The sequence below is a fragment of the Micromonospora humida genome (genome assembly GCF_016901255.1).
Lineage (GTDB): Bacteria > Actinomycetota > Actinomycetes > Mycobacteriales > Micromonosporaceae > Micromonospora > Micromonospora wenchangensis.
Window position 1 is genome coordinate 92,854 of sequence record NZ_JAFEUC010000014.1, and the last position, 21,004, is coordinate 113,857.

Here is a 21,004-nt window from a genome sequence, read left to right on the forward strand (position 1 = left end):
ACATGTCCCTGTCGCCGCACCACGACGGCTCAGAACTCTACGTACCCGAGCAGGAACCCACCCTCGGTCAGACCGTGCCGGTCTTCGTCCGGGTGCCCGAGGGCACCGACGTCCGGCAGGTGCACGTGCGGACCACCGGCGACGGTGAGCCGCGTTTCGTCGAGGCCACCGTCGACCGCCGGGACGGCCACGACGTGTGGTGGCGGGCCGACGTCGAGGTCCGCAACCCGGTCAGCAACTACCGGTTCATGCTCACCGGGACGACCGGCTACCGCTGGCTCAACGCCGCCGGGCAGGTCGACCACGACGTGCCCGACCACGGCGACTTCAGGCTGGTCAGCCACGCCCCGCCGCCGGCCTGGGCCCGGGACGCGCTGGTCTACCAGATCTTCCCCGACCGGTTCGCCCGGTCCGCCGCCGCCGACGGGCGCACCCCGCCGGACTGGGCGGTCCCGTGCGACTGGGACACCCCGGTCGTCGGGTACGGCCCGCAGACCCCCCGCCAGTTCTACGGCGGCGACCTCGACGGCATCACCGAACGCCTCGACCACCTGGACCGGCTCGGCGTCAACACCGTCTACCTGACGCCGATCTTCCCGGCCCGCTCCAACCACCGCTACGACGCCGCCGACTTCGACACCGTCGACCCGCTGCTCGGCGGCGACGCGGCCCTGGTCCGGCTGGCCGACGCCGTCCGGGCCCGGGGCTGGCGGCTGATCGGCGACATCACCAGCAACCACACAGGTGACGCCCACGAGTGGTTCACCCGCGCCCTGGCCGACGCCGACGCCCCCGAACGGGAGCTGTACTACTTCGACGTGCCCACCGGCGGCGGGGAGCCGACCTACGAGTCGTGGAACGGGGTGCGGTCGCTGCCGAAGCTGAACTGGGGCAGCGCCGAGTTGCGCCGCCGCTTCGCCACCGACCCGGACTCGCTGCTGCGCCGCTGGCTGCGCCCGCCGTACGGGCTGGACGGCTGGCGGGTCGACGTGGCCAACATGACCGGCCGGCGGGGCGCGGACGCGTACACCCACGAGGTGGCGCGGCTGCTGCGCGAGGTGGTCGCGCAGACCCGGGCCGACGGGCTGCTGCTCGCCGAGCACGGTCACGACCACACCGGTGACCTGGACCGCGACGGCTGGCACGGCACGATGAACTACGTCGGCTTCACCGACCCGGTCTGGTCCTGGCTGCGCACCGGGCCCGGGGACCACGCGCCGCTGCCGAACTTCCTCGGCACGCCGGGCGGGGTGCGGCGGCGGGACGCGCACGCGGTGCTCGCCACCATGGACAGCTTCCGGTCGCTGGTCTCCTGGCGGTCGTACGTCCACTCGTGGCAGCTGCTCGGCTCGCACGACTCGGCCCGCATCCGCACCGTGGTCGGCGACGCCGCCCGGCAGGAGGTGGCCGCCGGTCTGCTCGTCACGCTGCCCGGCACCCCGGTGGTCTTCGCCGGTGACGAGTGGGGGCTGACCGGCGGCAACGGCGAGGGCTCCCGCACCCCGATGCCGTGGCACCGGCCGGAGCGCCGGGACGCCGGCACCTTCGCCGCGTACCGGGCGCTGCTGGCGCTGCGTCGGGACACCCCGGAGCTGCGGCACGGCGGCCTGCGCTGGGTGTACGCCGACGCCGACACGCTTGTCTTCCTGCGCGAGGCGACCACCGGCACGGTGCTGGTGCTGGCCCGCCGGGCGGCCGGCGCGCCGGTGCGGCTGACCGGCCTGCCGGCCACCGGGAGCACCGGTTCCGGCCCGGCGGGGGAGAACCTCCACGGGGGTGCCCCGGCCCTGCGGCCCGCCCCCGACGGCGGGATCACCCTGCCCGGTGACGGCCCGACCTTCCAGGTCTGGCGGCTCTGACGGGCGGCCCGTCGGCGGGGGCGGCGAGATCACGGATTGAACTCAGCCGGCGGGCCACCTACTACAAACTGTCGTTGATGGGGGAGGATGGCCGGCGTGGAAGCTCTCCGACTGGTCCTTCTCTACGTCCATCTGATCGGGTTCGCGCTGCTGCTCGGCGGTGCCGTCGCCCAGTACGTCAGCGGCCGGCTGCGGATCAACGCGGCCATGCTCTGGGGCTCGGTGATCCAGTTGCTGACCGGCGTGGGCCTGTCCGCGCCGCTGCGCGACGGCGACGAGCCGGCCCCCGCGAAGCTTGTTACCAAGTTGGTGCTGGCCCTGCTCATCTTCGTCATGGTCTTCTTCTCCCGGAAGCGGGCGCAGGTGGCCCGTGGCCATTTCCTGGCGATCATCGGGTTGACCCTGGTCACGGCCGCTGTGGCGGTGTTCTGGCGGTAGCCGTCGGGGTCGCCGGGAACGGGACGTTCGCCGCACCCGGCCCGCCGGAACCGGCATGCTGAGTGATGTGCCCCACCCGAGGGTTACGCCGGGATAACGAGCGTTCAACAGTCGTGCACGATTGGCGGCCGGTGGGTGGACGTCGGGCTACGCTCCCGTCCGTAACGTGGGATGCCGGCGGCACAACGCTCGTCGGTTCAAGGGCTGCCACCGCACGAGGCGGTGAGCAATGGAAGGAGACGTCTTGCGCTCTGTGCGTGGGATGCGGATCGCCTCTGCCATCGCGGCGGGTGGGCTCGTGCTGGGTGCTGCCGCGTGTGGTGAGGCGCCGGACGACGACAACAACGCCGGTGGCAGCGGCGACAAGAAGTACAGCGCCTGCATGGTGACCGACGTCGGCGGCATCGACGACAAGTCGTTCAACACCTCCGCCTGGAAGGGCCTGGAGGAGGCCAAGAAGGCCAACGACAACATCGACATCAAGTACGTCGCGTCGAAGGCCGAGGCGGACTACGAGGTCAACCTGACCGGGTACGTCAACCAGAAGTGCGACTTCATCCTGGCCGTCGGTGGCCTGATGTCGGACGCCACCAAGAAGATCGCCGCCGCCAACCCGAACCAGCAGTTCGGCATCGTGGACGCGAACCCGGCCACGGCGAACGTCTACCCGATGCAGTTCGACACCGCCCAGGCCGCCTTCCAGGCCGGTTACCTGGCCGCCGGGATGAGCAAGAGCGGCAAGGTCGGCACCTACGGTGGCCTGCCGATCCCGCCGGTGACCATCTTCATGGACGGCTTCGCCGACGGCGTGGCGCACTACAACAAGACCAAGAGCAAGAACGTCCAGGTGCTGGGCTGGAACAAGGAGACCCAGAAGGGTTCCTTCACCAACGACTTCGCCAAGCAGGACGAGGGCAAGAAGGTCTCCGACGCGCTGGTCGCCCAGGGCGCGGACATCGTCATGCCGGTCGCCGGTGGCGCGGGCCTCGGCACCACCGCCGCGGCGAAGGCGTCGGGCGGCAAGTACTCGGTCGTCTGGGTCGACGTCGACGGCTGCGAGAGCACCCCGGACTGCGCGGCGCTGCTGACCACGGTGGTCAAGAACATCCCGGACGCCGTCAAGGACGCCGTGCTCAAGGCCGCCGGTGGCGAGAAGCTCGCCGCCACCCCGGGCTTCGTCGGCAACCTGGCCAACAACGGTGTCTCGATCGCCCCGTACCACGACTTCGACAGCAAGGTCCCGGCGGACCTCAAGGCCGAGGTCGAGAAGCTCAAGGCGGACATCGCCGCCGGCACCATCACGGTCACCTCGAAGGCCCAGCCGACCAAGTGACCGCCGCGTCGGCCGCCGCGATGGGATCATCGGCAGCGGCGGCCGGCGGGCACCAGGCATGACGACCGGCCGTCCCGGCGTACGTGGGCAATCCACGGGCGTCGGGGCGGCCGGTCCGCGCACCGGTCGGCCGGCACCCCGGTGACCGGCCGATCCGGCAGCTAGGCTGCACCATCGCTCGCACCCCAGGAGGTTGCGCTGAGACTCGAACTGCGCGGCATCACCAAGCGGTTCGGTGATCTGGTCGCCAACGATCACATCGACCTGACGGTGGAGCCTGGAGAGATCCACGCCCTGCTCGGCGAGAACGGCGCCGGCAAGTCGACCCTGATGAACGTGCTCTACGGGCTCTACCAGCCCGACGGGGGCGAGATCCTGGTCGACGGCCGGCCGCTGAAGCTCAAGGGCCCCTCGGACGCGATCCGGGCCGGGATCGGCATGGTGCACCAGCACTTCATGCTGGTGCCGGTCTTCACCGTGGCCGAGAACATCATGCTCGGCGCCGAGCAGGTCCGGGGCGGCATCGTCGGTTTCCTGGACCGGCGGCGGGCCCGCCGCGAGGTGGCCGAGGTCTCCGCCCGGTACAACCTGCGGGTCGACCCGGACGCGGTGATCGAGGACCTGCCGGTCGGCATCCAGCAGCGGGTCGAGATCGTCAAGGCGCTCACCCGCGACGTCGACCTGCTGATCCTCGACGAGCCGACCGCCGTGCTCACCCCGCAGGAGACCGAGGAACTGCTCACGGTCATGCGGTCGCTCAAGGCGGCCGGCAAGTCGATCGTCTTCATCACCCACAAACTCGGCGAGGTCAAGGCCATCGCCGACCGGATCACCGTGATCCGGCGCGGCCGGACCGTCGGCACCGCCTCCCCCGAGGCGAGCCGGGACGAGTTGGCCGCGCTGATGGTCGGCCGCAACGTCCGGCTCACCGTCGACAAGCAGCCCGCCACCCCGGGCCGGCCGATCCTGGAGGTCGCCGGCCTGGTCGTCGACGACGACCGGCAGGTCCGCGCGGTCGACGGCGTCGACCTGACCGTACGCGCCGGTGAGGTGCTCGGCGTGGCCGGTGTGCAGGGCAACGGGCAGACCGAGCTGATCGAGGCGATCATGGGGCTGCGCCCGACGCTCGCCGGCACGGTGACCCTCGACGGCGAGCCGATCCACGGCTGGTCCACCAAGAAGGTGCTCCGCGCCGGGGTCGGCTACGTCCCCGAGGACCGTAGCGTCGACGGCCTGGTCAAGGAGTTCAGCGTCGCCGAGAACCTGGTCCTCGACATCTACGACCGGCCGCCGTTCGGTAGGGGCCTGGCGCTGCGGCCGGACGCGATCGCCGCCTCGGCGAAGGAGCGGATCGAGCAGTTCGACGTGCGCACCCCGTCGGCGGACGCGGCGGTCGGCACCCTGTCCGGCGGTAACCAGCAGAAGGTGATCGTGGCCCGGGAGCTGTCCCGGCCGCTGAAGCTCTTCATCGCCGCGCAGCCCACCCGGGGCGTGGACGTCGGCTCGATCGAGTTCATCCACAGCCGGGTCATCCGGGAGCGCGACGTCGGCACCGCCGTCATGGTGGTCTCCAGCGAGTTGGACGAGGTGATCGGCCTCGCCGACCGGATCGCGGTGATGTACCGGGGCCGGATCATCGGCATCGTCGGCCCGGACACCCCGCGCGAGGAGATCGGCCTGCTGATGGCCGGCATCACCCCCGACGCCCCCGCACCGGCCCAGACCGACGGCGCGGCCACCACCCCGGGCGGTCCGGCCGGCGGCGTGACGCCGGCCCCCGAGAGCCCTGGTAACGAGGACGAGGCATGAGCAACCCCAACCCGGTGTCCGGCTCCCCGGACAAGGAACCGGCGACCGAGGCGGAGCTGGCCGGAACCGGCAGGGCCGACCGGGGCGCCACGATGACCTCACCCAAGCAGCCCGCGCCGGGGCCCCGGCCCACGCTGGGCCGGCTCTTCCTGGACAACCTGTGGGCCGCCAATACGGTGACCGTGACGGTCCTCGCCCTGGTGCTGGCGATGCTGGTCGGCGCGGTCCTGATCATCGTGTCGGACCCGGACGTGCTGGCCACCTACGGCTACATCACGGCCCGCCCGACCGACGCCCTGAACGCGAGCTGGACGGTGGTCAGCGAGGCGTACGCCAACCTGTTCAAGGGGGCGGTCTTCGATCCGGAGGCGTCCGGCTTCACCGCCGCGATGAGCCCGATCTCGGAGACCCTCACCTACACCGCGCCGCTGGTGTTCACCGGGCTGTCGGTGGCGCTCGCCTTCCGGGGCGGCCTGTTCAACATCGGTGCCCAGGGCCAGGCGACGATGGGCGTGATCCTGGCCGCGGTGGCCGGCTTCGCGTTGCCGCTGCCCCCGGTGGTGCACCTGGTCGTCGCGTTGATCGCCGGTGCGGCCGGCGGCGCGGTCTGGGGTTTCATCCCGGGCATCCTCAAGGCCCGGACCGGCGCGCACGAGGTGATCAACACGATCATGCTCAACTACGTCGCCGTCTACTTCCTGTCCTGGATCATCGTGCAGAACGGCGTGCAGAACCCGGACCGGGCGGACGCGATCAGCCGCCCGGTCGACTCCTCGGCCGCGCTGCCCCGGCTGCTCGGCGACAACCTGCGGGTGCACGCCGGCATCCTGCTCGCGGTGCTCGCCACCTGGGCCATCGCCTGGCTGCTCAACCGCTCGACGCTCGGCTTCGAGCTGCGGGCCGTCGGAGCCAACCCGGACGCGGCGCGGACCGCCGGGATCAGCGTCACCAAGACGTACGTGCTGGTGATGGTGATCGCCGGGATGCTCGCCGGCCTCGGTGGCAGCCAGATGGTGCTGGGTTCCACCGCGAACGCGCTCACCCCGCTGGTGATCGCGCAGATCGGCTTCGACGGCATCCTGGTGGCGCTGCTCGGCCGGGTGAAGCCGTGGGGCGTGCTGCTGGCCGCGCTGCTGTTCGGCGCGCTCCAGGCCGGTGGCAACCGGATGCAGTCGTACTCCGGGATCTCGCTGGAGCTGGTCACCGTGCTCCAGGCGCTGATCGTCATCTTCATCGCCGCGCCGGCCCTGGTGAAGGCGATCTTCCAGCTCCGGGCCGCCCGTGCCGCCCGGTTGCAGACGAGCCTCGCGAAGGGCTGGTGAGGCATGTCCACCACCGCTGTTCCCGACGTCGCCGTGGCCGCGGTCGACGAGGGCTTCTGGACCCGTCCCCGTAAGGTCGGCGCGGTCCTGCTGGCGCTGGGCGTGCTCGCCACCGTGCTGTTCGGGGCGCTGGCCACCGGCCAGCAGGCCCGGTTCACCCTCAGCGAGACCGAGGGCGGCGCGGCGCTGGAGATCCAGGGCACCCTCGGCGCGATCCTGTTCGGGGTCGTCGCCGCCGGGGCCGGCGGCGCGCTGCTGGCCGGGGTCCCGAAGCGCTGGTTCACCGTGGTCCTCGGGGTGGGGCTGGTCGGCTTCGTGCTGAGCTTCCTGTGCTGGCAGGTCTCCGCCGCCCCCGAGGGCCGCAACTTCATGCCGATGGTCAACATCGTCCGGGGCACCTTCGTCCTGGCCCTGCCACTGATCTTCGGTGCGCTGGCCGGGGTGCTCTGCGAGCGCTCCGGCGTGGTCAACGTCGCGATCGAGGGGCAGTTGCTGATGGGCGCGTTCAGCGGCGCGCTCTTCGGCAGCCTCAGCGGCAACGTCTGGGTGGGCCTGGTGGCGGCGGCCGTCGGTGGCGCGTTCATCTCGCTGCTGCTCGCCGTCTTCGCCATCCGCTACCTGGTCGACCAGGTCGTGATGGGGGTGGTGCTCAACCTGCTGGCGGTCGGTGTCACCGGCTTCCTCTACGAGCGGCTGATGCAGACCGACGCGGAGAAGTACAACAGCGCGCCGCGGTTCGGCAACTGGGAGATCCCGCTGCTGAAGGACATCCCGCTGCTCGGCCCGGCGCTGTTCCGGGGCAACATCTTCCTCTATCTCGGCCTGCTGCTGGTGCTCGTCATCCACCTCGCGCTGTTCCGCACCCGGTGGGGCCTGCGGACCCGGTCGGTGGGGGAGCACCCCACCGCCGCCGACACCCTCGGGGTCAAGGTGCTGAGCCTGCGGTACCGCAACGTGCTGCTGGCCGGGGTGGTGGCCGGCATCGGCGGCGCGTCGTACACCCTGGCGCTCTACAGCTTCACCAAGAACATGATCGGCGGTAAGGGCTTCATCGCCCTGGCCGCGCTGATCTTCGGCCGGTGGAGCCCGACCGGCGCGCTGCTCGCCGCGCTGTTCTTCGGCTTCGCCGACCAGCTCGCCACCTACCTCGGGGCGATCGGCAGCAGCATCCCCAACCAGTTCCTGGCGATGCTGCCCTACCTGGCGACCATCCTGGCGGTGGCGGGGCTGGTCGGTCGGGTCCGGGCACCCGCCGCCGACGGCAAGCCGTACGTCAAGGGCTGAACGACCGGCCCGCAGGCCCGGCGGGGACCTCCCTGCCGGGCCCGCGTCGTCCCCGACGGACGCCGTCCGGGTACGGCCCCGGGCCGGCAGCCGGGAAGCGACGGGCGGCCGACCGGCACCCTTCCCGCACCCGGGTGGGGTGACCTGGGCAGAATGAGGGGATGAGCGAGATCGACTGGGAGCGCCTGCGGGCCGCCGCGACCGAGGTGATGCGGCACGCCTACGTGCCGTACTCGAAGTTCCCGGTCGGCGCGGCGGCCCTCGTCGACGACGGCCGGGTGGTGGTCGGCTGCAACGTGGAGAACGCCGGCTACGGGGTGACCCTGTGCGCCGAGTGCGGGGTGGTCTCGGCGCTGCACGCCACCGGCGGCGGCCGGCTGGTCGCGATGTCCTGCGTCGACGCGAACGGCGAGCCGTTGATGCCGTGCGGCCGGTGCCGGCAACTGCTCTGGGAGAACGGCGGCCCGGAGTGCCTGGTCGAGTCGAGGACCGGCCCGCTGCGGATGGCGGAGCTGCTGCCGCACGCCTTCGACGTGGCCGACATCGAGGCGGTCGTCGGCGAGAACCCGGTGCCGGTGGTGCCGGACCGGCTGGCCGCCTGGCGGGGGCGGGGCACCGTCTTCGTGCACCCGGACCTCTCCGCCGGGCAACAGGTCTGGACGGCGTACTGGGAACGGTCGGCGGGCGACAGCGACGAGGCCGGGCCCGGGGTACTGGAGGAGGGCCCGAGCTGGGGCGACCCGGCGGAGGCGATCACCTGGGGGCTGGCCCGGACGCCGAGGGTCGTGGTGGTGGACGCGGAGGGCACCATCTTCTGGGCCGGCGAGGGCGAGCCGCCGGTGGAGATCCCGGCCCGCTGGGCCACGTCCTGATCCGTCCGGTTCTCGCGCCGGTTACCGCAACGACTTCAGAGGGAACTCAACGGTGAGTGCTTTTACCGCGGTCGACGTCATCCGGGCCAAGCGGGACGGGGGTGTGCTCAGCGACGGCCAGATCGACTGGGTGGTCGACGCGTACACCCGGGGGCTGGTGGCCGACGAGCAGATGTCGGCGCTGGCCATGGCGATCCTGCTGCGCGGCATGTCGGTGCCGGAGATCGCCAGGTGGACCGCCGCCATGATCGCCAGCGGCGAGCGGCTGGACCTGTCGGCGGTGGACCGGCCGACGGTCGACAAGCACTCCACCGGCGGCGTCGGTGACAAGATCACCCTGCCGCTGACCCCGCTGGTGGCGGCCTGCGGCGGCGCGGTCCCGCAGCTCTCCGGCCGGGGGCTGGGGCACACCGGCGGTACCCTCGACAAGCTGGAGTCGATCCCCGGCTGGCGGGCCTCGCTGAGCAACGACGAGTTCATCGCCCAGCTCCGCGACGTCGGCGCGGTGATCTGCGCGGCGGGCGCCGCGCTCGCCCCGGCCGACCGCAAGCTGTACGCGCTGCGCGACGTCACCGGCACCGTCGAGGCGATCCCGCTGATCGCCTCGTCGATCATGAGCAAGAAGATCGCCGAGGGCACCGGGGCGCTCGTCCTCGACGTCAAGGTCGGCTCCGGGGCGTTCATGAAGACCGTGGCCGACGCCCGCGAACTGGCCCGGACGATGGTGGCGCTCGGCGACGCCCACGGGGTGCGCACGGTCGCCCTGCTCACCGACATGGCCACCCCGCTCGGCCTGACCGTCGGCAACGCCGTCGAGGTGGCCGAGTCGGTGCAGGTGCTCGCCGGCGGTGGCCCGGCCGACGTGGTGGAGCTGACCCTGGCCCTGGCCCGGGAGATGCTCGACGCGGCCGGCCTGCCCGACGCCGACCCGGCCGCCGCGCTGCGCGACGGGCGGGCGATGGACGCCTGGCGCACGATGATCCGCGCCCAGGGCGGCGACCCGGACGCCAAGCTGCCCACCGCCAACGAGGTGGAGGTGGTCCGCGCCGACACCGACGGCTTCGTCGAGTCCGTCGACGCGTACGCGATCGGGGTGGCCGCGTGGCGGCTCGGCGCGGGGCGGGCCCGCAAGGAGGACCCGGTCAGCGCCGCCGCCGGAGTGGTGCTGCACAAGCGGCCCGGCGACCCGGTCCGGGTCGGCGAACCGCTGTACGAGCTGCGCGCCGACGACACGGTACGGCTGCCGGCCGCACGCGCCGAGGCCGCCCTGGCGGTCCGGGTGTCGGCCACCGCGCCGTCGGCGTCGCCGCTGGTCATCGAGCGGATCGGCTGACGGTCGGCGGCACCGGTCAGCGGTCGGCGCGACGGGGGCCGGCCGACGTGGTGCCGGTCGCGACGGAACGCTATCCTCCCTGGTCAGGGGGACCGAACGGCGGTGACGCCGCGTGAGCAGACAGGGAATCCGATCGTGCTGGTAGCCGCGCCCGATCCCCGCGAGGTCCGCGAGGCGAGCCTCGACGAGTTGTCCCGGTTGCGCCTGCCCCTGCCGCCGGCCCAGTTTCCCCTGGTCTGGGAGCCGGGCGACGAGATCGAACTGCGGCCCACCGTGGAGATCGAGGCCCGCATCGCGGTGCTGCACCTGATCCTGGCCCGGTGCTTCGGGATGCCGGCGCAGACGGCGATGAGCTGGCTGCTCGACTCCCACCTCGTCGACATGGTCACCCCGCCCGAGTGGCAGTTCGTGGTGGGCGGCAAGGGCGACCACCGCTCGTTCGTCCTGCACCACGACGCGCTCTTCTCACTGTCCTGGGTGCTGGGCCTGAGCAAGCAGCTCGACCCGACCATCCCGGTGGACGAACGGCTGGTGGAGCGGATGCCGTACCTGGCCGGGGGGGAGACCTTCGGCCAGTGGCGGGCCCGCATCCTGGCCGCCCCGCAGCACCCGGCGGACGCCGCCGCCCTGCTCGACCTGCACTACTGCCTGGACTGGGCGTACCTGGAGGTGGAGAAGTCGGGGCACCGGCTGCCCGGCCTGGTGGACGCGAACGCGATCGGCCAGCGCCGGTGGGCGTTGGAGTGGGCGGTGATGCTGCGTGGCCCGTACCACGACGAGCCGCCCGGCTGGGAAGAGGTCGACCTCTCCACCTGAGTGCCCCTCGCCCGGCGGCGGGGTGGCGTCCTGTTACCCCGTGGTCAGCGGGGTCGCCAGGCGGTGAGACGTACCGAGGCGGTCACCGTGACCGGGGTGGGCAGCGCGTCGATCGCGGCGGCGAGCCGCGCCGGGTCGGTGTGCCAGGCGCTCGGCCCCATCCCGACCAGGGTGGCCACCTCGGCCCGGTCGAGGGTGAGCCGGGCGGCGTGCACGGCCGTGTGCTTCGGCGTGAACCGCCCGGCGAGGCTGTCCGCGACCCGGTCGGCCTTGGCCGGGTCGACCCGCAGCAGCCCGAGCACGTCGACCAGCTCGGCGAGGTGGGCGTCGGTGGGGGTGACCACCAGCAGCACCCCGGCCGGGTGCAGCACCCGGTGGAACTCGTCGCCGTTGCGCGGGGCGAAGACGTCGAGCAGCACGGCCACCGACCGGTCGGCCAGCGGTAACCGCTGCCAGGTGTCGGCGAGCGCGGCGGCGGCGCGCGGGTGGGCACGGGCGGCGCGGCGCAGCGCCGGCTTGGCGACGTCCAGGGCCAGGCCGACGGCGTCCGGCCACGCCGCCAGCACCGCCGCGAGATGCCGGCCGGTGCCCGCCCCGGCCTCCACCACCAGCGGGTACGCCCCGAAGCCCACCCCCTCCGACCCGCCCGCCCCGGCGGGGCCGGTCGGTGTCGCCAGGGCGGATGCCGCCGCCCCGGCCAGGGCGGACGAGATCATGTCGTAGTGCCCGGCGGCCAGGAAGTCGGCGCGGGCGGCGACCATCTCGGCGGTGTCCCCGACGTGCGGGGCCCGGCCGGCGAGCAGGGTGACGTACCCCTGGCGGGCCAGGTCGAAGCTGTGCCGGCGGGGGCAGCGCAGTGCGCGGGTGTCGGTGGCGGCGGCCAGCGGCTGGGTGCAGACCGGGCAGCGCAGCCGGGCGACGATCTGCGGGTGCGTCGCGTCGACGGGCTGCTCGAACGGGTGCGGCGCGGTCACCCGCAGCAGCCTACGGCGCGCGGCCGGCCGGCCGGTCGACACATCCGCCCGACGCAGGTGGGGCGATGTAGCGGTATCCGTTCGCGTTGATGCCGCTGTACCGGCGACATTGCGCGTCCGGCCCGCGTGCGGGCCGCGCGAGGCTGATCGCGGGCGGTCGGGGGGGCGTGACTAGGGTCGGGGGATGGTCGCAATCCGATACGAGGACATCGTCAAGGTCCCGAAGGCGCTGCTACACGATCACCTCGACGGCGGCCTGCGGCCGGCGACGGTCGTCGAGCTGGCCGCCGAGGTGGGGCACGAGCTGCCGAGCACCGATCCGGAGGCGCTCGGCCGGTGGTTCGCGGAGGCGGCGCACTCCGGTTCGCTGGAGCGCTACCTGGAGACGTTCGCGCACACCGTCGCGGTCATGCAGACCGCCCCGGCGCTGCGCCGGGTGGCCCGGGAGTGCGCGCTGGACCTGGCCGCCGACGGCGTGGTGTACGCCGAGGTGCGGTTCGCCCCCGAGCAGCACCTGGAGCAGAACCTCACCCTGGACGAGGTGGTCGAGGCGGTCGTCGCCGGGTTCGTGGAGGGCAGCGCGGAGGCCGCCGGGGCGGGCAACCCGATCCGGGTCGGCACCCTGCTCACCGCGATGCGGCACGCCGCCAGGTCGCAGGAGATCGCCGAGCTGGCCGTCCGGCACCGCGACGCCGGGGTGGTGGGCTTCGACATCGCCGGCGCCGAGGCCGGGTTCCCGCCCACCCGCCACCTGGACGCCTTCGAGTATCTCCAGCGGGAGAACTTCCACTTCACCATCCACGCCGGTGAGGCGTTCGGGCTGCCGTCGATCTGGCAGGCGATCCAGTGGTGCGGGGCGGACCGGCTCGGCCACGGGGTGCGGATCGTCGACGACATCACCCCGGGTCCGGTGCCGACGCTCGGCCGGCTGGCCGCGTACGTGCGGGACAAGCGCATCCCGCTGGAGCTGTGCCCGTCGTCGAACGTGCAGACCGGGGCGGTGGCGTCGATCGCCGAGCACCCGATCGGGCTGCTGCGGGAGCTGCGGTTCCGGGTGACGGTGAACACCGACAACCGGCTGATGAGCGGCACCTCGATGTCGCGCGAGATGGCGTTGCTGGTGGAGAACTTCGGCTACGGCTGGAAGGAGCTCCAGTGGTTCACGGTCAACGCGATGAAGAGCGCCTTCATCCCGTTCGACGAGCGGTTGGCGATCATCGACGAGGTGATCAAGCCGGCGTACGCGAAGCTGATCGGCTGACTCAGCGGTGCGGGTGGCCGGCGACCAGGTCGGCCACCCGGCGCAGGAACTCCCGCGCGTGCGCGGCCTCGGCACCGAGGCCGGTCTGCCGGCGCAGCACCGCCGGTTCGGCGCGCAGCAGCGCCAGCCCGCGCCGGATCAGCACCCTCGGCGCCTTGCGCTGTTCGGACAGGTCCCGGGCCAGCCGCCGGACGAAGGTCGCCCCGCGCGGCCGGCGCAGCGCGTACGCCCCGGCGAGCAGCCCCCGGCGTCGGCATTCCGCGACGATCTCGGCGGCGAAAATCCCTTCGGCGATGAAGAGTGGCGATCCGGTCACCTCGAATGGCCGGGTGGCCACCCGTCGATCCGCACCGATCGCATAGACCGGCACATCGGCCCGGCCCTGCTGGGCCAGTCGGGCAATTGTCTCCACCGCCGTTCCCGCGTCCCACGACTCGGGCGCGTCCCAGTCGACCAGTCCGTTCTGTCTCGGCAACGTAGGGTCATCACCGTTCTTGTAGAAGTCGTCCAGGCAGAGCACGGGAAGGCCGGTTCGTTGCGCTATGTACGACTTTCCGGACCCGGAGGGGCCGGCGAGGAGCACGACGCGGTGGCGGTAATCCATTACTTTGGGTAACTCCGGAAAGACGGATTGCGATCAAATTGCATCAACATCTCATCACACCTCCGGCGACCGACAACCTGGGCTTTCTCTTTCAGGGGAGGCGTGATGGAATCTCGGAGGTCCGACCCGCCGGGTCGGCTGCTGGGCGTTGCCCGTGGCAACGCGGAGACGCTGTAATCGCGAGGGCGGTGACGTGAGCAAACGGCCAACGACGGCGAACTCCTTCCTGTCGCGTCTGCGTCGGCCGGCCGGTCGGCTCCGTGACATGCCGATCTGGTCCAAGCTCGGGCTGATCATGATCGTGCCGACCATCGCCACGGTCGTCGTGGGCACCAGCGGACTGGTGGACCACCTGCAGACGCTCAACAACGCCAACCGGGCTGGTGACCTGGCCAACCTGGTGGGTTACTCAGGCGACCTCGTCAACACCCTCCAGGACGAGCGCACCAACGCCGTCCTGCTGCTCGGCTCGCCCAAGGGGCAGGCCCGCGCTCAATACCAGGAGGCGTACAACCGGGTCAACCAGCGGGTCGACCAGTCCAAGGCGCCGTACTCGCAGCAGCGTGCCGAGATCGAGGGGCTGCCGGCCTCCCTGGAGACGCAGCTCGACCGGATCGACAGCGACCTGACCGAGATGCCCGGCATCCGCAGCCAGGTCTACAACGGCAAGCTGCGGCTCAGCGAGGCGGTCAGCCGGTACACCGGCCTGATCAACAATCTGATCACCATCCGTGACTCGGCCACCCAGCTCGCCGGCGACAACGACCTCAGCGACCAGATGCGCGCCGCCGCCGCGATGGCCCGCGCCAAGGAGTACGCCTCCGTCCGCCGGATCGCGGTGCACCAGGTGCTGCTCCAGAAGGCGTACACCCCGGCCCTGCGTGAGCTGTACATCTCCAGCAACACCGGTGAGCAGCAGGCCCTGCAGAGCTTCCAGGCCGTGGCGAGCCGCGCCGAACGCGAGTTCCAGGACCAGACCGTCTCCGGCTCCGACCGGCGGCAGGCCGACATCTACGCCGGCCAGGTCAGCGCGCTCAACGGCGACAAGCTCGACGGCATCACCTTCAGCACCGACCAGTGGGACGCGGCCATGGTCGCGTACGCCCAGCTCAACCGGGCCGTCGAGGTGCGCCTGGACAGCGACGTGGTGGCCAAGGCCGACGAGCTGCGCTCCGACGTGCAGCGTCAGGTCTTCCTGGAGACCGGTCTGCTGCTGAGCATGCTGCTGCTGGCGATCCTCTTCGCCTACCTGGTCGCCCGGTCGATGGCCCGATCCCTGCGGGAACTACGCCAGGGTGCCCTGTCCATCGCCCAGTTCGGCCTGCCGCAGGCCGTGGCCCGGCTGCGCGACCCGCAGTTCACCGGCCAGCAGTCCCCGGACCAGCTGGCCAACCAGATCGCCGAGCCGCTGCCGGTCCGCAGCCGCGACGAGTTCGGCCAGGTGACCGAGGCGTTCAACGCCGTCCACCTGGAGGCTGTCCGGACGGCCGCCGAGCAGGCTGCGCTCCGCTCCTCGGTCGCGACGATGTTCGTCAACCTCGCCCGCCGTTCGCAGATCCTGGTCGACCGGCTGATCGGCCACCTCGACCGGCTGGAACGCGGCGAGGAGGACCCCGACCGCCTGGCCGAGCTGTTCCAGCTCGACCACCTGGCCACCCGGATGCGCCGCAACGACGAGAACCTGCTGGTCCTCGCCGGTGCCGACTCGACCCGCGTGCAGCGCGAACCGGCCGCCCTGATCGACGTGCTGCGCGCCGCCCAGTCCGAGGTCGAGCACTACACCCGGATCGAGTTCGGGGTCATCGACCGGGACATCGAGGTCTCCGCGCACGCGGTCAACGACCTGGTGCACCTGGTCGCCGAGCTGTTCGACAACGCGACCGCGTTCTCCCCACCGGACTCCCAGGTGATGGTCGAGGCCCGTCGGGTCGGCGACCGCGCGTCGCTCTACGTGGAGGACCGGGGCATCGGCATCAGCGCCGAGCAGCTGACCGACCTCAACGAGCGGCTCGCCACGCCACCCCAGGTCGACGTGGCCGTCTCCCGGATGATGGGCCTGGTCGTGGTGGCCCGGCTGGCGTCCCGGCACGGCGTCAAGGTCGAGCTGCGTCCCGGCACCGACCGGGGCACCGTGGCCGAGGTCGTCCTGCCCACGTCCGTGCTGGTGCCCCGTGCGCTCACCGGCCGGGCCCCCGGCACGCCGGGCCTGCCGGCCGGCCCGCAGTTCGGCGGCGGGTCCGCCCCAGCCTTCGGTGGTGCGGCCCCGGCCTTCGGTGGCTCCGGTGCCGCGCCGGCCTTCGGCGGTGCCGGCACCCCAGCGGCCTTCGGCGCGCTTCCCGCCCTCGGCAACGGCCAGCCGCCGGCCCCCCGGTCGGGCGACTCCGGCAACCAGGTCACCCTCGGCGGTCGGCCCTTCGACCCGGCACCGCGCAACGGTTCGCCCGCCCCCGCCAACGGCGGGCGCGGAATGCCCGCCTGGTCCGACCTCACCGGCGCCAGCGGGATCAACGGTGGCGACGGCTTCACCAACCCACGGGCCACCAACGGGCACGCGATCGACCCGCTGCCGCAGCGGCGGAGCACCGACGACCCGGACAGCACCGGCCAGCAGCCGGTCATTCCGCGCCAGCTGCCGAGCAGCCCCGAGGCCCGGCCGTACAGCCCCCCGCCGGTGCCGCCGGTGTCGGCCCCGCCGCTGCCGCCCGCGTACCCGGTCGCTCCGGTGTCCGGCCAGCCCGTCTCGGGCCAGCCGGTCTCCGGTTACCCGGTGTCCGGTCAACCGGTCTCGGGTCAGCCCGTCTCGGGTCAGCCGACGTCCGGTTACCCGGTGTCGGGCCAGCCCGCCCCGGGCTACCCGGTGTCGGCGTCCCCGTACGTCGGTCAGCCGGGCCCGGTCGCACCGGTCTCCGGGTCGCCCGCCGGTCCGCTGCCGTCCCGGCCCACCTCGGGCGGGGCCGCGCCGGGCGCCGCCGCCCCGCCGGCCTGGCCGCCGGTCGCGAACCCGGACCGGGACACGGCCACCCCGCCGGTTCCCGAGCGGCTCGCCGCCGCGCTGGACATGACCACCGAGCTGCCCCGGGTGCCCCGATCCGAGCCGGCGGCGCCGGTCACGCGGCAGCCCGCCCCGCCGGTGCGGACCGCCCAGACGACGCCGGCCAACCGGCCGTCGGCACCGCAGCAGGTTCCCCAGCAGCGGTACGCGGACGAGACGATGGAGCTGCCGATCTTCCGGGAGCTGGAGTCGGCCTGGTTCCGTACCCGTAAGCCCGGCCCCGAGGACGCGGCCGGTGCCAAGCAGGCGGCCAACGGCACGACGGCGGCCCACGCAGCCGTCGACACCGCCGGTCACCCGGCCCAGTACACCGCACCAGGGACGACAGGTAGCGCACCGATGGCAGACACTGCGCCGACCGGGGGCGTGCCGCGTGACAACGGGTCGACAGTGAACGGTGGCGGGTTCCCCGGTCGGGGCGAGAGCCCGGCGAACCGACGTTCCGCCGCGCCGCCCGCCGGCTGGCAGACCGCCGCCGACGAGGGCTGGCGGGCCGCGGTGGCTGCGACCGAAGCACCGGTTTCCGGCACCACCCAGACCGGTCTGCCGAAGCGGACGCCGATGGCGCAGCTCGTGCCGGGGGCTATCGAGAAGCCGACCACGTCGGTGCAGCGGCGGACGCCGGAAGCGGTCAGGGGTCTGCTCTCGGCCTACCATCGAGGTGTGCAACGCGGCCGGACCACCTCGGACAACCCCACCAACCCGGACGCGACTCCGGGCGGGCAGCAATCCTCGTCGTCTGGCTCCGGCCGGGCGGGCGGGAGCGGGCAGAAGGAGCATGAAGGATGACAACTACGCAGGATCTGGGTTGGCTGCTGGCCAACTTCGCCGACCGGGTGCCGGGTGTCGCGCACGCGGTCGCGGTCTCCGCCGACGGCCTGCTCCTCGCTTCGTCGCGTGACCTGCCCCGGGACCGGGCCGACCAGCTGGCCGCGATCGCGTCCGGCCTGGTCAGCCTGACCCAGGGCGCGGCCCGCTGCTTCGAGGGCGGCGCGGTGTTGCAGACCGTCGTCGAGATGGACAACGGTTTCCTGTTTCTGATGTCCATCTCGGACGGGTCGTCGTTCGCCGTCCTGGCCGCGCGCAGCTGCGACGTCGGTCAGGTCGGGTACGAGATGGCGCTACTGGTCGACCGGGTCGGTGACGCGCTCACGCCGCAGGCCCGTACGGCTGTCGGGATGATGGGCTGACCGGGCTGACCGCCTGGTCGGCACGGGACGACAAGAACGACGGGTTCCACCGGGTGAGAGCCGGTGCCGGGGACGAAGGAGGTGAGCGGCGACATGGTCGATCGTGACGAACCGACAGGGGCGTTGGTCCGACCGTACGCCGTGACCCGTGGTCGTACCCGTCCCCGGCTCGACATCGCCCTGGAGGCGCTCGTCGAGACGACGGTGCGCGGTCGCGCTGCTGCCGGTGGCAACGGCGGTCAGGGCCGGGAGCACCAGTACATCGCCGCGCTGTGTGACGGACGTGTGCAGTCGCTCGCCGAGATCGCGGCGCGGATGCAGCTTCCGCTCGGCGTGGCCCGGGTGCTCATCGCCGACATGGCGACGGACGGCCTGGTCGCGGTCCACGAGCCGACCATCTTGGACGACTCGGACGACGCGGTGGGCACTGAACTGCTGGAGAGGGTGCTGAGTGGACTTCGCAGGCTCTGACATGTCGCAGCGGCCGCCTGCCCCGAACGGGCGCGTGACGTCGGCGAAGATCGTTATCGCCGGTGGGTTCGGCGTCGGCAAGACGACGCTGGTCGGCTCGGTCTCGGAGATCACGCCGCTGACCACCGAGGCCATCATGACCTCTGCCGGTGTGGGCGTCGACGACACCCGGCAGGTGCCGGGCAAGACGACGACCACGGTGGCGATGGACTTCGGCCGTATCTCGATCGACCGGGATCTGATCCTGTACCTGTTCGGTACGCCCGGCCAGACACGGTTCTGGTTCATGTGGGACGAACTGGTCCGGGGTGCCATCGGTGCCGTGGTGCTGGTCGACACCCGCCGGTTGGCCGACTGCTTCGCGGCGATCGACTTCTTCGAGCACCGGCGGCTGCCGTACCTGGTGGCGATCAACTGCTTCGACGGGATGCAGTACCACGATCCGCAGGACGTCCGGGACGCGCTGGCGATCTCGACCGACGTGCCGGTGGTCGCCTGCGACGCCCGTAACCGGGAGTCGACCAAGCACGTGCTGATCTCGTTGGTCGAGTACGTGCTGACCATGCGCCGTTCGCGCGCGGTCGCGCCGGCCTGACCGACTCCGTACGCGCCCGGTGGCGGCTCCGGCCGCGACCGGGCGCGTCCGTGTTTCCCGGCCCGGTACGCCGGGAGCCGGCTGGCGGCTCTCCGTGCCCCGCGCGGCTGGCGGCCCACGCGCCACGAGAGGCAGGTCCCCGGCGGTCGTGTCCGCATGGCGTGGTGGGGATGCCCGGGGCCGGGCGCAGAGGTGTGGCGCCCCAGCCGGTGCCCTGGCTCTGCGGGCCGGCTCTGCGGGCCGCTGCGCGGATCGAGGCATGGGAGGACCCCCTGGGGTGGGGCGGGTGCGTTGAGGGCCGCACAACGGCGCTGGCCCGACCGGATGAACCGGTCGGGCCAGCGGTGAGCCGTCAGAGGGTCAGGACCGGTAGCCGGCGGAGCGGAACTCGTACTCCCGGTCGTCGTCCCGCTCGGTCGGGTCGCGGCTGAAGTCCCAGCCGCCGGCTGCCTCGCGGCCGGGCCGGCCGCCGACGGCGAAACCGCCGATCTCCTGGCCGCGACGCCAACCACGGAAGTAACCGGTGGTGTTCTCGGCGAGGCTCGCCGCGTCCCGGACGATCCGCAGCGGACGCTCCTCGCGCAGCGGCGACCCGGGCACCAGGTTGGCCTGCGGCACCCGCTTGGGCAGCCCGGCGGAGGTCTCCGCGCCGACGGCCGGCTGCGCCACCTTCTCGGCGGCCTGCCAGCCGGTGTCGGCGGTCGACGACCACTCCAGGTCGCTCTCGTCGCTGTGCCCGACGAACCAGGCCGACTTGGCCTGGGCGAAGATCAGCAGGTCGCCGTCGCCCTCGTCGGAGACGGGCGGCGGGCGGTGCTCCATGGGGGCGGGGCGGCGTTCGGCCGGTTCCGGTCGCCGCTCCAGGCCCGGCCGGTCGCCGCGTGCCGGCCGCTCGACCCGGTCGAGAAGCTCCGGCCGTTCCGCACGGTCGAGCCGTTCGGGGCGGTCGGCGGGCCGGTCCAGCCGACCGGGCCGCTCGGCCCGGATGGGGCGGTCCAGCTGCTCCGCCCGGTCGGCCCGGTGGGGTCGTCCGGCCCGGCCGGCCTCGTCCCGGTCCACCAGCCGCAGCGGCGGGGTGTCCAGGTGCGGGTCGGCGGGGGTGTCCAGCCCGTCGCGCAGGGCCCGGTCGGCCAGCGGCGGCGGCTCCACCAGCCGCAACATCGGCGGCTCCTGCGGCAGGTCGTCGGCGAGCCACGGCGGGGTGATGCGACGGCCGGCACCGGCGTCGGTGGGCGCGTCGGCCGACCGGCCGCCCCGCTCGCCGTACGCCGGCACCACCGGGTTGTTGGCGGAACTGTCGGCCGGATCCTCCGGGTTGTTGACCAGCGGCCAGTTCGCCCGCGACCCAGGCGGGGCGGTGGGCTGCTCCGGCTCGGGCCGGCTGACCGGCACCGGGACGTTCAGGTCGGTGGCGCTGAATCCGCCGGTGGGGGCGGAGAGCGCACCGGCGGTCTTCGGCCGGGGCGGGATCACGGTGCGCTGCCGCTCGGCGCGGGCGTTGTTGATCGCGGCGGTGGTCAGCGTCGGCCGGAACGGCTCACCGGCCTCGGCGGGCGGCACGGTGCCGCGCTGTGCCGGAGCGATCGGGGTGATCCCCGGGGGAGGCGGCGGCGGAGCCGAGACCGGCCGGTTCGTCGGGGCGTCCATCCCGCGACGGATCGGCGGGATCATGGTGGTCGGAGCATCCGACCCGCGATGGGCCGCCGGCATGCCCGGGTCGGTACGCGCGGGCGGCACCGAGGTCGGCAGGCCGGCCGCAGCGGCCGGGGTGACCGGTGCCGGGGCTACCGG

General features: G+C 72.8%; 16 protein-coding genes and 1 pseudogene. 14 read left to right on the plus strand and 3 right to left on the minus strand.

What is annotated here, in order from left to right; translation table 11 throughout:
* Positions 1 to 2: 2 nt before the first annotated feature.
* From JQX11_RS25125 to JQX11_RS25165, 9 genes are all read left to right on the plus strand, one after another.
* Positions 3 to 1,859, plus strand: a complete 1,857-nt coding sequence (locus tag JQX11_RS25125; protein ID WP_204927419.1) for a glycoside hydrolase family 13 protein — start codon at positions 3 to 5, stop codon at positions 1,857 to 1,859.
* A 96-nt stretch (positions 1,860 to 1,955) separates the two neighbouring features.
* On the plus strand, positions 1,956 to 2,297 hold the full coding sequence (locus JQX11_RS25130) for a hypothetical protein (RefSeq protein ID WP_145917841.1): 342 nt from the start codon (positions 1,956 to 1,958) through the stop codon (positions 2,295 to 2,297).
* A 262-nt stretch (positions 2,298 to 2,559) separates the two neighbouring features.
* On the plus strand, positions 2,560 to 3,630 hold the full coding sequence (locus JQX11_RS25135) for a BMP family lipoprotein (protein ID WP_204927530.1): 1,071 nt from the start codon (positions 2,560 to 2,562) through the stop codon (positions 3,628 to 3,630).
* Positions 3,631 to 3,888: 258 nt separating this feature from the next.
* Positions 3,889 to 5,439, plus strand: coding sequence for an ABC transporter ATP-binding protein (locus JQX11_RS25140; RefSeq protein WP_307826355.1), 1,551 nt, complete (start codon positions 3,889 to 3,891; stop codon positions 5,437 to 5,439).
* The gene (locus JQX11_RS25145) at positions 5,436 to 6,761 is read left to right on the plus strand and encodes an ABC transporter permease (RefSeq protein WP_204927420.1); all 1,326 of its coding nucleotides are present in this window, start codon (positions 5,436 to 5,438) and stop codon (positions 6,759 to 6,761) included. Before JQX11_RS25140 ends, JQX11_RS25145 begins: the two co-directional genes overlap by 4 nt.
* A gap of 3 nt (positions 6,762 to 6,764) precedes the next feature.
* Entirely contained in the window at positions 6,765 to 8,045 is a 1,281-nt protein-coding gene (locus JQX11_RS25150; protein WP_204927421.1) for an ABC transporter permease, read from the plus strand.
* A gap of 161 nt (positions 8,046 to 8,206) precedes the next feature.
* Positions 8,207 to 8,917: a cytidine deaminase gene (locus JQX11_RS25155; RefSeq protein WP_204927422.1), complete on the plus strand. Its 711-nt coding sequence runs from the start codon at positions 8,207 to 8,209 to the stop codon at positions 8,915 to 8,917.
* 52 nt (positions 8,918 to 8,969) lie between these two features.
* Positions 8,970 to 10,250 (plus strand): thymidine phosphorylase, encoded by a 1,281-nt coding sequence (locus JQX11_RS25160; protein WP_204927423.1) that lies wholly within the window; start codon positions 8,970 to 8,972, stop codon positions 10,248 to 10,250.
* 135 nt (positions 10,251 to 10,385) lie between these two features.
* A complete protein-coding gene (locus tag JQX11_RS25165; RefSeq protein ID WP_204927424.1) occupies positions 10,386 to 11,066 on the plus strand; it encodes a DUF4272 domain-containing protein in 681 nt (226 codons plus the stop codon).
* A gap of 44 nt (positions 11,067 to 11,110) precedes the next feature.
* On the opposite strand, the gene JQX11_RS25170 is transcribed toward JQX11_RS25165, so the two are convergent.
* Positions 11,111 to 11,989 carry a putative RNA methyltransferase gene (locus JQX11_RS25170; protein ID WP_204927532.1) on the minus strand — a complete coding sequence of 293 codons (879 nt, stop codon included), beginning with the start codon at positions 11,987 to 11,989 and terminating at the stop codon, positions 11,111 to 11,113.
* 235 nt (positions 11,990 to 12,224) lie between these two features.
* Between JQX11_RS25170 and JQX11_RS25175 the strand changes: the two genes are divergently transcribed.
* On the plus strand, positions 12,225 to 13,301 hold the full coding sequence (locus tag JQX11_RS25175) for an adenosine deaminase (RefSeq protein WP_204927425.1): 1,077 nt from the start codon (positions 12,225 to 12,227) through the stop codon (positions 13,299 to 13,301).
* Position 13,302: 1 nt separating this feature from the next.
* Here the strand turns inward: JQX11_RS25175 and JQX11_RS25180 are convergent, their stop codons facing one another.
* Complete coding sequence (locus JQX11_RS25180; protein WP_232378532.1) at positions 13,303 to 13,776, minus strand: nucleoside/nucleotide kinase family protein; 474 nt, start codon at positions 13,774 to 13,776, stop codon at positions 13,303 to 13,305.
* 322 nt (positions 13,777 to 14,098) lie between these two features.
* Here JQX11_RS25180 and JQX11_RS25185 point away from each other — a divergent pair, with 322 nt between their 5' ends.
* The 4 genes from JQX11_RS25185 (at position 14,099) to JQX11_RS25200 (ending at position 19,213) form a co-directional block, all read left to right on the plus strand.
* Positions 14,099 to 17,746 (plus strand): nitrate- and nitrite sensing domain-containing protein, encoded by a 3,648-nt coding sequence (locus tag JQX11_RS25185; protein WP_204927427.1) that lies wholly within the window; start codon positions 14,099 to 14,101, stop codon positions 17,744 to 17,746.
* A complete protein-coding gene (locus tag JQX11_RS25190; protein ID WP_067304724.1) occupies positions 17,743 to 18,147 on the plus strand; it encodes a roadblock/LC7 domain-containing protein in 405 nt (134 codons plus the stop codon). Before JQX11_RS25185 ends, JQX11_RS25190 begins: the two co-directional genes overlap by 4 nt.
* A 93-nt stretch (positions 18,148 to 18,240) precedes the next feature.
* Positions 18,241 to 18,618, plus strand: a complete 378-nt coding sequence (locus JQX11_RS25195; protein WP_088643989.1) for a DUF742 domain-containing protein — start codon at positions 18,241 to 18,243, stop codon at positions 18,616 to 18,618.
* A gap of 1 nt (position 18,619) precedes the next feature.
* A complete protein-coding gene (locus JQX11_RS25200; RefSeq protein ID WP_088643912.1) occupies positions 18,620 to 19,213 on the plus strand; it encodes a GTP-binding protein in 594 nt (197 codons plus the stop codon).
* 360 nt (positions 19,214 to 19,573) lie between these two features.
* Here the strand turns inward: JQX11_RS25200 and JQX11_RS33645 are convergent.
* Positions 19,574 to 20,860 (minus strand): annotated as a pseudogene (locus JQX11_RS33645) (hypothetical protein); the annotation flags it as partial.
* Positions 20,861 to 21,004: the final 144 nt, after the last annotated feature.